Raw genomic sequence first — 15,975 nt, 5'->3', positions numbered from 1 at the left:
ACCTTTAATCTATCAATTGGGCTTTCATTTTTGCGATTCGATCCTCCAAAGATTCGGAGGAAAGAGATGCCCTAAACCAGCGGTCCACCATTATTGGAAATGAAAAAGGGGTTAACTGACCTGGAGTTTTCAGAATTATTTCCTGTGAATTGATCCTCCTGATGGCTTGGAGGACTTTATCTTTCTCCATCTGCATGTCTAGGACTTCTCGATGCGCTTGGGAAAGCAATAAGTTATCCGGATCGTAATCCTCAAACACGCCATAAAGTATGCCCGAATTAGATTGAAGATGTTTGAATTTAATCGGTTTTCCGGGGAATCCCTGAAATACAAGGCCTGAAATAGTGGCTACATCCCTGAATTTCCTTTTGGCCATTTCACTTTCATTGATACAGATTTTGATGTCTTCGGTCAAGTTTGTTTCCGAAAAAACATCTTCCTCCAAAATGTCCTCAATAGGAATTGGCATGTCTGATAGCAACTCAAAGCCGTAGTCGTTCATAGCGATGCTGAAACTCATGGGATAGCTGACACTGATTCTATAAGCGATCAGTGCGCCAAGGATTTCATGAACCATTCTTCCTTCGAAAGGAAAAATAAAAACATGATACCCCTCTTTTGAAATAATTTTTTCGATCAAAAGCGTCTTTTTATCAGGCACCAAAGAGATTCTGTTTTGTAGTTCCAGAAGAGGAGCAACATAGGCTATTTCCTGCGAATCAAAAAAACCTTGAGTTGTTCTTTCCAATATCAACCTGATTGTTAAGGCAAGTTTGGAAGAGAGTGATATTCTGCCACCCATATAGGAAGGTGTATTTGAACTTTTCCTCTTCGAGAGCTGCACAATAGCGCTCATGTCTTTGATAGCGACAAATTCCAGGTTTTTACCCGCAAAGAAAAAACGGTCTCCCGTTTTGAGTTTTGATAAAAAAAACTCCTCGATCATGCCCAAAAATGCACCATTTTTGAACCTTACTTTGAGCATTGGCTCACTCACAATGGTTCCCATCGAAAGCCGATGCACAATGGCAGCTCTTTTGTTTTTGATTCGGTATTTTCCGGTTGGTTCTTTTTCCACCTTTGAAAATTCCTCATATCCCTGTAAGGATTCTCCTCCTTGGGTAATAAATGATAAAGTCCATTGATACTCTTCCTCGCTAAGGTTTTGGAAAGAATAAGTGTCCCTAAGTATAGGTAACAATTCCTCTTCAAAAAAACCATCTCCCACAGCGAGCGTTACCAAAAACTGAATCAGAACATCAAAAGTCAGGGTAGGGCAATGGATATTTTCTGATTCATTGTTTTCCATGGCACTTCTCAGAGCGGCAGCCTCAATCAGTTCTAAAGAGTGGGTGGGGACAAAATAAATCTTACTGGGCAGTCCGGGTTGGTGACCCGATCGCCCTGCTCTTTGAATAAACCTTGCCACACCTTTTGGGCTTCCGACCTGGATTACCGCATCTACAGGCCTGAAATCCACCCCTAGGTCAAGACTCGAGGTACACACTACCAGCTTTAGCTTGCCAAAATGAAGTGATTCCTCTACCCATGTTCTAACAGTCTGGTCCAGAGAACCATGGTGTATGGCTGCCAAACCTGCCCAATCCGGCCTATTTTCTATGATATTATGGTACCATATTTCTGTTTGGGCACGAGTATTCGTGAAAAGTAAGACTGAATTATGTTTTTCAATTATTGGTATGACCTTGTCAATCAGCCTGATTCCTAGGTGGCCCGACCATGGATATTTTTCAAGTTGGTCAGGATATATCGTTTGGAGTAAGATACTTTTCTCAATTTTGGCTTTTACAATATGCACCTGGTGCCTATCCCCAAGGAGTATCTGACAAGCTTCTTCAAGGTTACCTATTGTAGCCGAAATTCCCCAAAGCCTAATTTCCTGCAGGCAAATATGGCGGATATAGGAAAGTGCCAACTGGACTTGCACACCTCTTTTGTTTCCCATAAGTTCGTGCCACTCATCTATGATTATGGCCTTCATGTTTTGAAACAAGAGTTGGTTTTCTTTTTGTGTCAATAGGATATGTAGCGTCTCAGGAGTGGTAATCAATACCTCCGGTGGGCTCTTTTTTTGGGATTGCCGTTCTTTATTTTCGGTATCCCCATTTCTAACAGACACTTTCCAGGGCAGTCCGATTTCTTCACAAACTTCCTGCATGGCTTTTTGGATGTCCTGTGCCAATGCCCTTAGCGGCGTAATCCATATGAGTTGGATTCCGTTTTTTCTTGGTTTTTGCCAATCATTCGGGTGCTTGCGGATGTAATCTAATATGACTGGAAAGAATAAAGCAAAGGTCTTCCCGCTTCCGGTCGGTGCATTGAGCAAACCTGATTTCCCCTCCAAAAAATCTTTCCAGGTTTCCATCTGAAATTCAAAAGGTGACCATCCTTTTTTCTTAAAGTATTCTAATGCAACAGAGATGGTGTTATCGGCCATAAACTGAAAGTAGGGATTTTAAATCTTCCAAGGAATTGGCTTCTTCTATCGGTTTGTCTTTTCTCCATCTTTGGATTCTAGGAAAACGCAATGCAATTCCCGATTTGTGCCTTGGACTTTCCTGAATTCCTTCAAATGCTATCTCGAAGACTAAGCCTGGCTTTACAGTACGTACCGGACCAAATTTTTCAAGGGTATTTTGCTTTACATATTTGTCAACTTCCGAGATTTCCGCATTAGTAAGTCCAGAATATGATTTGGCAAAAGGTACGAGTTTGTCACCTTCCCACACTGCCAAGGTATAGTCCGTGTATAAATCTGCACGCCTTCCATGTCCTTTTTGGGCATATAATAGAACACCATCTATGGTTAGCGGCTCTATTTTCCATTTCCACCATGATCCTTTTTTTCGTCCTGTTTCATAGACAGATCCGGATTTTTTAAGCATAAATCCCTCAGCCATTCTGATTCTTGATTGAGATTGAAGGGAGGTCAAATGATCCCAATCAAATGCATGAACCAAAGGTGAAATTTCCAAATTGCTGTTATTGACTTCCACCACGAGGTTTTCTAAAGCAAGCCTTCGGTCTTTGAGAGACCTTTTCCTGAAATCTATTCCAGAATATTCAAGAATATCATAGGCAATAAAACTGACAGGAGCTTCCTTAAGGATTTTTTTGCTCAAGGTTTTTCTTCCGATTCTGGTCTGAAGCAAAGAAAATGGAAGTGGCTTTCCTTCTGAAAATGCGGTGATCTCTCCATCCAACACCGTTCCAGAAGGTAATTCCAAAGCCATAGCAGACAGTTCAGGAAATTTATCAGTGACCAATTCTTCGCCTCTTGACCAGATAAAGACCTGACCTTCTCTTTGGATCAGTTGCCCCCGGATGCCATCCCATTTCCATTCAATCTGCCAGTCGGAGATTTCCCCGTAAGTTGGCAATTCCTTTTCTAAAGGGTATGCAAGGAAAAAAGGATAAGGTTTAGAAAGGTCTTGACTTTGCCTTTTTGATAAGATCAATTCTTCAAAGGTGGTATTGAAAGGCTTCCAAGCACCCATAATCCGATGGGCAACTTCTGTTTTTTCAAGCCCAAATGTTTCAGCAACAGCTTGTGTAATGAGATTTTGACTTACCCCTATCCTAAATCCTCCCGTCATCAATTTTATAAAAATGAAGCGTTCTTCCTTGGTAAGTGCCTGCCAAGCCTTTAAAATCTTCTCTTTTTTGACCTCCTCTTCAAGATTTTCCAAATCCATCAAATAACAAATCCAATAACTAAGGGAAAAATTCTGCAATTGTTCAGCAGGCGGTAGAAGCAATGAAATCGTCTCAGCCAGATCCCCGACGCTTTGGTAGGATTCTTCGAAGAGCCAATCCGGAATTCCTGACCATTCGCAGCTCCATGCACGCAGCAACCTTGTATTTACCTGACGCTTGGGTCTGCGACCTGTAAATATTGCAATCGTCCACAGTCTGTCTTCTTCCTCAGCAGACAAAAAATAATCCCTCAGTGCCTCGAGTTTATCTGAGGTTTTGTTACTTTGGTCAAGACGCATATATAGACCTGCAAAATGTCTCATTGAAGGAGATTATTATTTCATTGCAAACTTTTAATTATGTGACATGGTTCACATCTAGAAAAAACTTAAAATCGTATATTTATGTTTGTATGGAACTTCAAGCCATATTCAGCGTAAATACCTAAAAAACCAGACTACAATGAAAAAGTTGGCAATCATATTTCTCTCGGCACTGATTATGATTTCCTGTGAACAGGAGAAAGATTCCATTTATACCACCAATGAATTGACTTACAACCTTTATCAAGGTTCTGATTTCAATTATACCGGTAAAGTTCAGATTAAAGAATTACTCAACGGCGACTTAGAACTGATAGTACAACTCAGTGGAAACAAGAATAGTGATCCATACTATTTTCCTGCTCACTTGCATTTTGGACCATATGACAACCCTGATTCACCTATAGCTTATCAACTTGATCCTGTTGATATCAGAACTTTAAAAAGCGTAACCACATTAGGAAAGCTTTCTGATGGTTCCAAATTGAAATTCAATGATTTAAACAATTTTAATGGACACATAAAAGTTCACCTGGCCGATTCTGGTCCTGAATATCAGATAATTTTATCGGTAGGAAACATTGGAGCTAATGACAATAGCCCACAAGCCTTCAAGAGAGAGGATATGACCCTTTGTTCTCCTTATCTCAATTAATAAAAGAAAAAGGTCATCTCCCGATGACCTTTTTCTTTTTTGTCAATTTTCTTCCATTACCTTTGGGAGAGTCATTAATTTGAATTTCTCATGAAGCTGAGCGATTTCAGCATGCATGACTTTTTGGTAATCTAAATGCTCGGTATCTTTGAAAGGTTTCATGGGATTGTGTACATGATAATCGCGCTGATGTTCGTCATCATGAGAATGCTCAAATCCCGGGACCTCAATGATATCCTTGTCCCATGTCTTAAGCTCTTCCTTTAAATCGCTGTAGTCTATTTCTGATTCTTTTAGCTGCTTTTCAAAACCAGAGATTTCCTCTCTTAGATCCAAGGACTTTTGAAGGTAACCATTAGCTTCTGCATAAACCTTTGGATCACCTTCAATTTCTTTTTTTCTTGAGCAAGAAAATGAAATAACAAGGACAAAACCAAATATTAAAAGGCGGTATAAATTTTTCATAGCTTGAAATTTTATGCCAATATAAGTAAAAAGGTGGCTTTTTTAAAAAGCCACCTTCATTGAATTTATCAGTTTAATACCACTGGAAAGGTAATGTCGAGGTCTGATTCGCCACCTGCCTGTACAAAATTCTCCCAATTTGGATTGTTTGCACCCGTGAAATTCTTGTTGAGATCATGTCTGAGGACCACTCTCATCTGAGCAGTGTTGAATCCAATAGTCTGAACAATTCCCCTCAACCCCACAGGATTGCCATCAATGTCTTCGTCATCATAAGAATACGTCAAAATTGCTGTACCCTGAAATGCTGATCCTAGGAAAAAGAATTGATGCTCTTCTTTCTCTTCTTCAATTTCTTCAGTAATATCCTCATTTTCAATGCTATTGAAAAGGGATATCTCTAACAGATAAGTTTTTCCTCTTCCAAGTGTGATGGTTTCTATTGTAGGAGAATTTCCTAGCTCTAGACCATCAGGATCAATAGCCTTTACTTCAATAGGCGTTCCCGTAGGACTACCTGCCGAATTGAGCTCCGTAAATTTTAAAATTACATCAGTAATGACTTCGCCCTCATTTTCAGGTACAGGATCATCACTCTTGCAGGATGAAAAGGTAAGGACAAATGCCGATAGAATGATTAGTAAATAGCTGTAGTTTTTCATGATTTGTAATTGATTTATTAAATTGGTTTAAAATTCGTAATTAAGTTTAAGGAATATATTTCTTCCGAGTTCATGAGAGAAATACCTGAACCTGTTCATGTAATCTTTATAAGTTTCATTAAAGAGATTGGTGACCTGCAAGCCTATGTTTAGTTTGTCCTCACCCATTTTGAAGGATGTTTGAATACCTAAATTCCAAAGCATATATGCAGGTGGGGCAGGAGCAAGGTCAAAGTCAGGTTCACGGGTTTGTTGGGCTACAGCAAGGTTACTCAAAGAAATTCTGGATTTGTTTTTGGAAATACCCGTGAGAAAATTATAGCTCAAGCCTGTTTCCAATCTGTCACTGGGTATAAATGGAAGGAAGGAGTTTTCTTTGGTGTTTTCAGCCCTGACCACCGAACCCCTCGAGAATAATTCCCAATTGGAGGAAATAGTCAAGATTGCGCTTAAATCTCCGCCCATAAAAAACGCATCTGTCTGAAGGTATTCGAAGACATTAAAAGTTCCTCTTAAGGAAACAAATCGATCTTCTGTAGGATTGAGGTATATATAATTGTTGATTATGTTGGCATATCCTGTAAATTCAACATTAAGTTTACTGTGAGAATAACTTAGAGTATTCATCCATTTTAAAGACTGTTCACTGACAAAATCAGGATTTCCGATTTCAATAGCGGCCAATCCGTGGTGCAATCCCTGACTAAACTGCTCATTGATGCTCGGAGGTCTCCAAGCAGTACCCAAGTTGGTGTTGAAAGTAATGTTCCGGGAAATGGCGTACATGGCCCCAAGAAATGCGGTGAAATTGTTAAAATTAAATCTATCCTGCTGCAAAATGCCCCCACGGTTGATCCTTGCTGCTTCTATATGTCTGAAATCATATCTCAGTCCACCCTCTATTTCCAATGGGCCACTTGTAAATTTTTCAATAGCAAATACACCAACATTGAGCATATCATAATTTGGAATCAAAGGAATTACTCCTGTTCCCGGAATGTTGGAATTGGCTTGTTGGATGAGTTGCACACCAATTGACCCATTCCAGTTTTTCCTTGTTTGGTGGTTGTAGCTAAAATCTAAGGTATTGGTGAAAAGAACCAAATCTAGGGCAGGTCTATCGTTACGCTCCCCCCGTCTTCGGTCAAATTCCTGCCTATGATTTCTTTGAAATGCATATTGAAGGTTTAGCTTTGCTCCTTTTGCAAGATGATAATGTCCCTTTAACTTAAGTAGCTGATGGTCGACGCGTAATTGTGGATTTTGGATAGCATAGGTAAATTCCGGATTTCGAAAAGGACGGCTATTTTCAATAATGCTTTCCAAATCAGAAAGATTGCCTGTATGGGAATCTGTCAATATACCGATAGAGGCTTGAAAATGACTGAAATAAGCCTCTGTTCCCAACCGGGAATTGCTAAATCCCAACGCGCCTGAAAAGTTCAATTCCCTGACACCTGTATTGTCAAGCATGTAATCGGGGGTTTGGAGATTTCCTGCAATTTTGGAAGAGCCTTGGATCCAATAGCCTAATCCTTTGACTTTATGGGATCCTCCCAAGATGCCAACAGAACCATTAATACCACGCCCGTTAGAAAATCCTATGAGATCTACTTCTCCACTCTGTCCCCCTTTGACAGGCAGTGGAGCCGGATTTACCAAAATTACGCCTCCCATTGCATCTGGACCAAATCGGACTGTCTCAGCACCTTTGACCACCGAAATTTCCCTTGCTACAAATGGGTCAATTTCCGGGGCATGGTCTGCACCCCATTGTTGCCCTTCTAGCCTGACACCGTTATTGAGTATCAAAATCCGATTGCTATGAAGTCCATGAATAACCGGTTTCTGAATACTCGATCCTGAAGAAAATGTAGTAACTCCCGGAATCTTTCTCAAGGTTTCTCCAAGATTTTGACCTCTTGAATTCCTCAGTTCTTCTCCGTATATACCTGATATTGTGTTTGTTGTCAAAAGCGCATCTTCATGGCCATGGATATCTACACCTTCCAATTGGACATCTTTTGCCAGCATTCTGATTGTAAGGTTGGTGTTTGACTTGATATTTAATTTTTCTACAAACTCCCTGTGACCCAAATATTGAACTCTTATTGTATGTTCGCCCGGGCAAATTTTTTGAATTCTGAAATTGCCTTGGTTGTCAGTGACTGCACCGGTTTCGCTTTCCAAAAGCCAGATATATGCCCCCATTATGGGTTCATTGTTTTCCTCATGGACAACTTTCCCTCTAACTACAAGGTTGCAGTAATCCTGTCCAATTGCATTGGTTGAAATAAATAAAATGGAAAACAAAAGACTAATCTGTTTAATCATAAATGAAACTATGTTGCAAAAATACGTAAAGCCAATCTTTTGACCTAATCTTAATGCAACTTTGTTTCAATTTTCATTTCAAAAATAAATTGTTAATACTTCTCTTTTGATTTAATATTCTTCTAAATATATAGGTTATGACTTTTATTAAACTTTTAAAAAATAATAATCTTGAACCTAAATATATAAATATTTCAACTTTTTGCTTAAATTAATATTTTGTATTTTTTTGTTGAATTTTATTTTTATTTTGATTTTATTTAGCATAGCAAAATTAAATTTGTAATTTAAACCACTTCAACATTATTTAATTATGAACAAAAAAATATACCGTTTTATTGGTAAGCCGGCGGGAATCGCAGCATTAGCTTTTGCCCTAGTGACATTTTCCTGTCAGGAAAATACCGAATCCCCAATCATGGATTCCCAAGATCAAGTCATGAGATATCAAAATGGTGATATCATTCCAGGAAGTTTTATTGTAGTGCTTAAGCCCCAAGCATTGGGTTTTAGAAAAGATGGACGCTATGAAGACATGCAGGCATCCATGAGGAAAAGCGTATCTAGCATTTTGGCCAAATATAGGATTGCAGATGAAAATATTGGTGCAGTCTATGTTGCAGCTTTGGATGGTTTTGGAGTTAAGTTGGATGAAAGTCAACTTGAATTATTGAGAAATGATCCCTCTGTGAGTTATATAGAACCAAACAGGGTGATGTCTATAGCCCAAAAAGGAAAGCCGGGAGGAGGGGGAGGCACTACAGGCCAGGAGACTCCTTGGGGTATTACCCGAGTGGGCGGTTCAGTAAATTATTCAGGAACAAATGTAGCATGGGTAATTGATACTGGTATTGACTTGACCCATCCTGACCTTAATGTAAGAACAGCTGATGGTTTTACTGCTTTTACTTCCGGTAGAGATGCCAATCTTAACGACGGAGATGGACATGGAACCCATGTGGCAGGAACTATAGCTGCAATAAACAACAATATTGGAGTCGTAGGAGTAGCTGCCGGAGCACCGGTAGTTCCAATTAAAGTACTCGATTCTAGAGGTTCAGGATCTTATGACGGCGTCATTGCAGGTGTGGATTGGGTAGCAGCTAAAGGTAAATCAGGTGATGTAGCCAACATGAGTTTGGGTGGGCCTGTTTCCCTGGCTTTAGACAACGCAATTTTGGCCGCTGCTGCAAAAGGTATAAGGTTTGTAATTGCCGCAGGAAATAGTGCTGCAAATGCCAACAATTATTCTCCTGCTAGGGTGAATGGCACCAATATATACACCATTTCTGCTTCTGATATTAACGACAGATTTGCTACTTTCTCCAATTTCGCAAATCCTCCAATCGACTATTGCGCGCCTGGAGTAAGTATCAAATCAACCTGGAAAGGTGGCGGATACAATACCATTAGCGGTACTTCAATGGCCGCACCTCATGCTGCAGGTGTTCTGCTTCTTGGAATAGCAAGGACATCAGGATTTGTTACCGGTGACAAGGACAGTAGTCCAGACCCAATCATTTCAAGATAATTAGATGATAACATTGAATTCCCAAACCGCCACCTTCACAGTTGGCGGTTTATTTTTTTTAATTCCCAAAGAATTTCTTCTAAACCATTAAGCCGGATTTCATAAAGGGTACTCAGCCACATGCCTAGTTTACCTTCAGGAAATCCCTTCCTATGCATCCAAATCAAGTATTCTTCCGGAATATCGCACAGTAACTTTCCTTTATACTTTCCAAAGGGCATTTTTTTTGAGACCAGGTCTATAAGTATTTGTCTGTCCATTAATCAAAAGTAAAGTATAAAGTCATACTTTCAATCGCAATTTCCTTTTGTCAAGTTTTTTAAGATTCCATAAAGAGAAATTAAGGTATTCTCTTCGTTGCAAGTAAACCTATACTCTCCTTCAGTCCTGTAGGATCCCGGTGGCGAGACAAAGTAGGAAGACAGCCTTCTATAACATGTACCGGGTGTTTTAATTTGGATCAAGGCATTAAAATGGATACCCAATCTGAAGGTGTAATTTTGCGTGCACACTTTAAATTAAATGATAACAAATGTGACTTTCTCCGTTTTAAAAAATGAATTCCAAAACATCCATCAAAAAAATGAGGTTTTCATTCCGAATGCAGTATTTAGCTAATAACTTCGTGTAGTTCAAAAAACCAAAACAAAACCATGAAATCTATCACTTTTAGCAATGGAGACAAAATGCCTGTCGTAGGTTTAGGTACCTGGAAATCAAAACCAGGAGAAGTCTATCAGGCAGTTCTCTGGGCAATCGAGTCTGGGTATAGACATATTGATTGCGCGGCGATTTATGAGAATGAAAAGGAGGTCGGAAATGCCTTACAAAAGGCATTTAATGATGGTCTTGTAAAAAGAGAAGAACTCTTTATCACTTCCAAGCTTTGGAACAGTAACCACCGCTTGGATGATGTGGTCCCTGCTTTGAAAAAAACCCTGAAAGACCTCAGGTTGGAATATCTTGATCTTTATCTTATTCATTGGCCTGTAAGTTTTAAACAAGGAGTTAGTTTTGCTCAGACCAGAGAAGAGTTTTTTACTTATAGGGATGTCCCATTGGTTCAGACTTGGGAAGGAATGGAGGAGGCCAAAATGATGGGGCTTGTAAAGCACATCGGAGTTTCAAATTTTAACATTGCCAAATTAGAGGAGGTAATAAAATCTTGTCAATTCGGACCTGAAATGAATCAGGTTGAAATGCATCCCTTTCTTCCCCAAGATAAATTGGTCAATTTTTGCAAAGCAAATGGGATTCTGATGACAGCCTATTCTCCCCTTGGTTCAGGAGACCGCGCAGCTTCCTCCAAAAAATCCAATGAACCTAGTCTTTTGGATAATAATATTGTAAAAGAACTGGCATCTAAGCATATGGCTTCGCCGGCCCAAATTCTAATTTCATATTCTGTTCAAAGGAATATCGCAGTAATTCCCAAATCTGTCAATCGGGAAAGAATCATTCAAAATCTGGCTTCTATTGAAATAAATCTTGACGAAAGTGACATGGAAAAACTTGCCAATATTGGAATAGCATACCGTTTTATTGACGGTTCTTTTTTTACCGGTGCACAAAGCCCATACAAATTGACTGACCTTTGGGAAAAATAATAATTGAAATAATTGGCTATTTTGCCTGATGCAGACATCGGGCAAAATATTTTTTATCTGATTTTTAATATTCTATCTACCAAAATTTTCCATTCTTTCTCCAAACTAAAATCCGGTCTTTTTTCGTCTGCCCGTCGGTACCAATAATCCGCATTCCAAATATCACCCTCTTTACGGTGAAGGTAAGCATGGACCCGAGCAGAAAGTTTATCCGATGGTCCATCAGCCAATTCATGGGCCCTTTTCCAATCTCCTTTTCCATCATACCACAATGCTTCCAATTGAGAACTGATACCTTTTGGAGGATTTTTTTCATTGATTGAAGCTTTGAATTCAGAAAATGTCATGGCATTTTGATTTGTAAACCTAAGATTTAGAATGGATAACCAATACCTATATTAAATACCGTTTGTCCCCTTTGTCCGGGAAAACTCCTGAAAAAATTATTCAAAATATACCTTTTACCCGGAAGTCGTGCAGGATCGTAAGCTTTGATTCCCATATCCAACCTGACTACCAAAAAGTCAAAATCCATCCTAAGACCTGCACCTGTTCCCACTGCAATTTCTTTGTAGAATCTATTGAATTCAAAATTTGCTCCAGGCCGGGAAGTGTCTTCATTAAATGTCCAGGTGTTGCCTATGTCAATGAAAAAAGCCCCGTCAAAGTAGCCATATATTTTTGATCGAAATTCAAACATGCCTTCAAACAGAATTTCACCGGGCTGCTCAAATCTGTAATCAAATGAACCGTCAGATAAAAGCTCCGGTGCAAAAGATCCCGGACCCAACCGTCTTGGCTGCCACGCCCTTATCCCAGTGCTGCCACCTGCAAAAAAGTATTTTTCATAAGGTAAAACACCATCACTCACCCCATAAGGTTTAGCCAGACCTAGATTTAGTCTATAGGCAAACGTTTGGTTTTTGGTAATAGGAATATACTTTCTGTAATCTGTCTGGAATTTTAGAAACTGAAAGTAAGAGAGGTTTCTCTCTTCTACAAAACTGCTACTGACAAAATTTAAAGTTGTCCCACCACTTTCAAAGAACAGACGCCAAAGCGAAGCATTGTTTTTTTGAAATGCCCCGTATTGATTGAAGTTGAAAATTACCTGACCCGAAATACTACTGACATATGAAGGTAAAAAAGAGTTGATCAAGTTATTCCCTTGATCCTGAAGATTTTTCAATAAAATTCTGAAATCATCACTTAGGTTAGATCGAATAAAATTTGCATCCAAGGCATTGACGGTATATTGTTGCCGGAGGTTCCTAGTATTCCAATTATAAGCAATGATTCCGTTCACACTTTCTCGAATATATTCCGGCCGATTCACATAATTATACCCTATCAGTGTTCTTGTTCTTGGGTTGTACCTTCCTAATCTTTCAAGAGAATTGACACTTAAGGGCAGTAAAAACTGTGGGAAAATCACTGAAGCCGAAGTATTCAATTCCCGGCTTCTGAAAACACCACCTTCACCGGTAGCTGATACGACTCCTTCCAAGCCTGCCCTAAAGAAGAATTCGAAGATTTCGGCTCCCCTAAATAGGTTTCTGTTTCTCAATGAATGGCTGAAGAATGGCCCTGGAACTTGTTCAGTAATAGTGGCTCCGAGTTGGTTTGTAATCAAATATTTTTGGTTGGATTGGGTATAAATTCTGGGCCGCAATACATTGCCCAAGGTATCAAAAGCAATGTTAACAAATCGGAATAAGTCAAGGTTTGCAAGTTGTCTTTGGGTTTCGATGACATTTGTCCTGTTGTATAAATTTCCTTTTTCAAGAAAAATCCTAGAGGATATTATTTTTTCGGAGTAACGGTCTTCATATAACTCAAAAATTATATCCCCGTAGGTTTTATGATAGTCATAGTCAACAAAATTCTCTGAAGGAGGATCAATGAAAAAGTAGATAGAATCCAATGTATAAACTTTATGACTATCTGAAAATGAAGGGTTTCGGATAAATTCCTCGATTTTGACCTTGTGTTCTACAGTATCTTTATAAACGTTATATTCAAGATATGACCGAGAAAAAGTATAATAACCATTGTCTTTCAGTAAATCTTCCACCCTTTGCCTTTCCCTGGTGATGGCGTTTTGGTTATAATTTTCACCAACCTTGATTTGTATACTTTCTTGACTTTTTTCCAATAAGGTCAGGATTCCTTCATCATCCGATTTGGTAAAAAAAGAATCCACCACATAAGGCTCATGCTCATTGATGAGGTAAGTAATTCTTACTTTTTGGTTTTTAAATGCCGCTTCAAAATCCGTCTCAGCATCAAAAAAACCATTATTGACCAAATAGTATTTCATCTGCCGGCTTGTTTCCAAAGTCAGCGTACTGTCAAATATGACTCTGGGATTTCCGGTTCTCATAAAAAAATTACCGAACTCAAGTTTTTTTTCAAGTGAGGTAAGGTTGTCATTGATTTTATTCAACCTTTTGATCTGTTTTCTGGTAAGTTCTTTTTCGTTACTGATCATTCTAAGATCGTCTCTTTCAGTAAGGAATTCAGCCTGTTTATTGATATGCCTTGAACTGTCATAAATCCATTCACCAAACCTGTAAATGGAAATTCCTGCAGAGGTGTTCAAAAGAGGGATTCTTGTATTTGGAACTTGCTGAATCAGACCTGAAAGGTCCGATTTCGAACTTTTTTTTGCTCCGTTTACTTTTACATCATATACTAGGTATTGACCTTCCTTTAGTCCTTTTGTCAAAGAACAGGAAGAAATTAAAAAAAGCAGAAAAAGAAAGTTTATATATTTGGCTTTATTCACAATTAGGCAATTAACCGAATGTTAAGCAAAAATACGCTTAAGTTTATTAAATCCTTACAACAGAAAAAATTCCGAAAACAAGAACAGCTATTTTTTGTGGAAGGAGGTAAAAACGTAACGGAATTGCTTCAGTCAGATTATGAAGTAAGTCAGGTATTGTTCACAACACAATATGGAAAGGAGCATGCCCGGCTTCTTGACTCCATAAAGGCGGATGTTTTTGAAGTTAGCCAATCTACCCTCGAATCAGTGGGCTCATTTCAAAGTAACGACTCTGCCCTTGTCGTTGCCAAAAGCAAACCCAACACTCCGATCAGTTTGTCTTCGGAAGAATGGGCCATCGCCTTGGATGATGTCAAAGACCCGGGAAACCTTGGAACCATCATCAGGATTGCAGATTGGTACGGAATTCAAAATCTTTTTCTAAGCGAAGAATCTGCAGAATTTTACAATCCTAAGGTATTGCATGCTAGTATGGGAAGTTTTACAAGGATCAGGTTTTTTTACACGGATTTGAAAAAGCAGTTTGAAAAATCAAGTATTCCCATTTATGGGGCTTATTTGGAGGGAGAATCTATCCATAAAACCAAATTTGGAAATGGTGGAATTATCCTTATGGGCAATGAATCCAATGGAATCTCCAAAGAACTTCAGCCCTTGGTAAGCCACAAAGTCACTATCCCGAGATTTGGTTATGCAGAATCACTAAACGTCGCAGTAGCTACGGCAATCTTTTGTGACAATATTAGAAGGCAATCAATATAGAAGCAAACATCAAATCTAAATGGCCAAACTTTGGGAAACCCTTAACAGAGTAGGACTAAATACCTTCTTTTTCCTGCTTGTGGGTATGATTATTTTGGCCAAAGCCTTTCCCGAATGGGGATCTGAGGCAAGTCCTTTGCCTTTGAAAGCCATAACAGGAATCGGAATATCCGTCATTTTCTTTTTTTACGGAGTCAAGTTAAGCCCCGAGAAACTCAAGCAGGGATTGTCCAACTGGAAGCTCCATATTCTGGTCCAATCGACGACGTTTCTGATCTTCCCACTGGTTGTCTTGTTGCTTTATGCAGTCTGGGGTGATGAAACAAATCTCTTTTGGATCGGGACATTTTACCTCGCCGCTCTACCCTCCACCGTATCTAGCTCTGTGGTGATGGTTTCTATTGCGGGAGGTAACCTTCCTGCAGCAATATTCAATGCGAGTATCTCAAGTATGGTGGGGATTTTTATCACGCCGCTTTGGATGGACCTGATGTTACCGGAAACTGCGGTGGATTTTGACCTGACGGATACCATCATCAAATTGAGTTTTCAGGTGTTGGTTCCTGTGATCTTGGGCTTATTTGTACATAAGTATTTGGTGAAGTATGTCAATAAACACCAAACAACATTGAAGAATTTCGATCAGGCGATCATTCTTCTTATCATTTTCACAGCCTTTGCAGAGTCGTTTTCAGAGAATATGTTTGATGGTCATACTGCGGGGCAGTTGATTTTACTTGGTGTTTTGATGTTGGTGTTTTTCCTCCTGATGATGGGATTGATGTACCTTTTGTCCAAGGCTTTGAAATTTTCAAGAGAAGATATGATCACTGTGATTTTCTGCGGAAGCAAAAAATCATTGGTTCAGGGAGCCGTGATGGGAAGGGTGATGTTTCCGGATCCTGTGGTGTTTGGTGTGATGTTATTGCCGCTGATGGTTTACCACGCGCTTCAGCTGATGGTCGGTTCAGCTATCGCTCAAAAGTTGGGTGATGTCAAGAGCAGCGGTCAGAAGCAGTAGGCAGTAATCACTCTCATTTTCCTCTAAATCTCCAACCCAGAAAACATTGATAATCCGACAACACGACAACCGATACAACCATTAAAACAACTACAACCATTTCAACA

Annotated in this window: 13 protein-coding genes; 5 read left to right on the top strand and 8 right to left on the bottom strand. The window is 39.3% G+C overall.

Going from position 1 to position 15,975, the window contains the following annotated elements; all coding sequences use genetic code 11:
• Positions 1-4: 4 nt before the first annotated feature.
• Together MMU07_RS13610 and MMU07_RS13605 are read right to left on the bottom strand one after the other, a co-directional pair.
• Positions 5-2,458, bottom strand: a complete 2,454-nt coding sequence (locus MMU07_RS13610; protein ID WP_241126424.1) for a ligase-associated DNA damage response DEXH box helicase — start codon at positions 2,456-2,458, stop codon at positions 5-7.
• A complete protein-coding gene (locus MMU07_RS13605) occupies positions 2,448-4,040 on the bottom strand; it encodes an ATP-dependent DNA ligase (RefSeq protein WP_241126423.1) in 1,593 nt (530 codons plus the stop codon). Before MMU07_RS13605 ends, MMU07_RS13610 begins: the two co-directional genes overlap by 11 nt.
• Positions 4,041-4,179: 139 nt before the next feature.
• On the opposite strand from MMU07_RS13605, the gene MMU07_RS13600 reads away from it, so the two are divergent.
• Complete coding sequence (locus tag MMU07_RS13600; RefSeq protein WP_241126422.1) at positions 4,180-4,695, top strand: hypothetical protein; 516 nt, start codon at positions 4,180-4,182, stop codon at positions 4,693-4,695.
• A 42-nt stretch (positions 4,696-4,737) separates the two neighbouring features.
• Here MMU07_RS13600 and MMU07_RS13595 read toward each other — a convergent pair whose 3' ends face one another.
• The 3 genes from MMU07_RS13595 to MMU07_RS13585 form a co-directional block, all read right to left on the bottom strand.
• Entirely contained in the window at positions 4,738-5,160 is a 423-nt protein-coding gene (locus MMU07_RS13595) for a hypothetical protein (RefSeq protein ID WP_241126421.1), read from the bottom strand.
• A gap of 68 nt (positions 5,161-5,228) precedes the next feature.
• The gene (locus tag MMU07_RS13590) at positions 5,229-5,822 is read right to left on the bottom strand and encodes a hypothetical protein (RefSeq protein WP_241126420.1); all 594 of its coding nucleotides are present in this window, start codon (positions 5,820-5,822) and stop codon (positions 5,229-5,231) included.
• Positions 5,823-5,849: 27 nt separating this feature from the next.
• Entirely contained in the window at positions 5,850-8,156 is a 2,307-nt protein-coding gene (locus tag MMU07_RS13585) for a TonB-dependent receptor (protein WP_241126419.1), read from the bottom strand.
• Positions 8,157-8,469: 313 nt separating this feature from the next.
• Here MMU07_RS13585 and MMU07_RS13580 point away from each other — a divergent pair, with 313 nt between their 5' ends.
• Positions 8,470-9,687 (top strand): S8 family serine peptidase, encoded by a 1,218-nt coding sequence (locus tag MMU07_RS13580; protein WP_241126418.1) that lies wholly within the window; start codon positions 8,470-8,472, stop codon positions 9,685-9,687.
• Positions 9,688-9,722: 35 nt separating this feature from the next.
• Here MMU07_RS13580 and MMU07_RS13575 read toward each other — a convergent pair whose 3' ends face one another.
• Complete coding sequence (locus MMU07_RS13575; RefSeq protein ID WP_241126417.1) at positions 9,723-9,947, bottom strand: DUF3820 family protein; 225 nt, start codon at positions 9,945-9,947, stop codon at positions 9,723-9,725.
• 393 nt (positions 9,948-10,340) lie between these two features.
• Between MMU07_RS13575 and MMU07_RS13570 the strand changes: the two genes are divergently transcribed.
• Positions 10,341-11,294: an aldo/keto reductase gene (locus MMU07_RS13570; protein WP_241126416.1), complete on the top strand. Its 954-nt coding sequence runs from the start codon at positions 10,341-10,343 to the stop codon at positions 11,292-11,294.
• A 53-nt stretch (positions 11,295-11,347) separates the two neighbouring features.
• On the opposite strand, the gene MMU07_RS13565 is transcribed toward MMU07_RS13570, so the two are convergent.
• A complete protein-coding gene (locus MMU07_RS13565) occupies positions 11,348-11,641 on the bottom strand; it encodes a hypothetical protein (RefSeq protein ID WP_241126415.1) in 294 nt (97 codons plus the stop codon).
• 26 nt (positions 11,642-11,667) lie between these two features.
• The gene (tamL, locus tag MMU07_RS13560; protein WP_472843679.1) at positions 11,668-14,082 is read right to left on the bottom strand and encodes a translocation and assembly module lipoprotein TamL; all 2,415 of its coding nucleotides are present in this window, start codon (positions 14,080-14,082) and stop codon (positions 11,668-11,670) included.
• An 18-nt stretch (positions 14,083-14,100) separates the two neighbouring features.
• On the opposite strand from tamL, the gene MMU07_RS13555 reads away from it, so the two are divergent.
• Positions 14,101-14,847 (top strand): RNA methyltransferase, encoded by a 747-nt coding sequence (locus MMU07_RS13555; protein WP_241126413.1) that lies wholly within the window; start codon positions 14,101-14,103, stop codon positions 14,845-14,847.
• A 19-nt stretch (positions 14,848-14,866) separates the two neighbouring features.
• On the top strand, positions 14,867-15,868 hold the full coding sequence (locus tag MMU07_RS13550; RefSeq protein WP_241126412.1) for a bile acid:sodium symporter family protein: 1,002 nt from the start codon (positions 14,867-14,869) through the stop codon (positions 15,866-15,868).
• Positions 15,869-15,975 lie beyond the last annotated feature (107 nt).

The organism is Cognataquiflexum nitidum, from assembly GCF_022538055.1.
Classification (GTDB): Bacteria; Bacteroidota; Bacteroidia; order Cytophagales; family Cyclobacteriaceae; genus Cognataquiflexum; species Cognataquiflexum nitidum.
The sequence above is the reverse complement of the archived record's forward strand: the minus strand, read 5'-3'. Positions and strand labels throughout refer to the sequence as shown.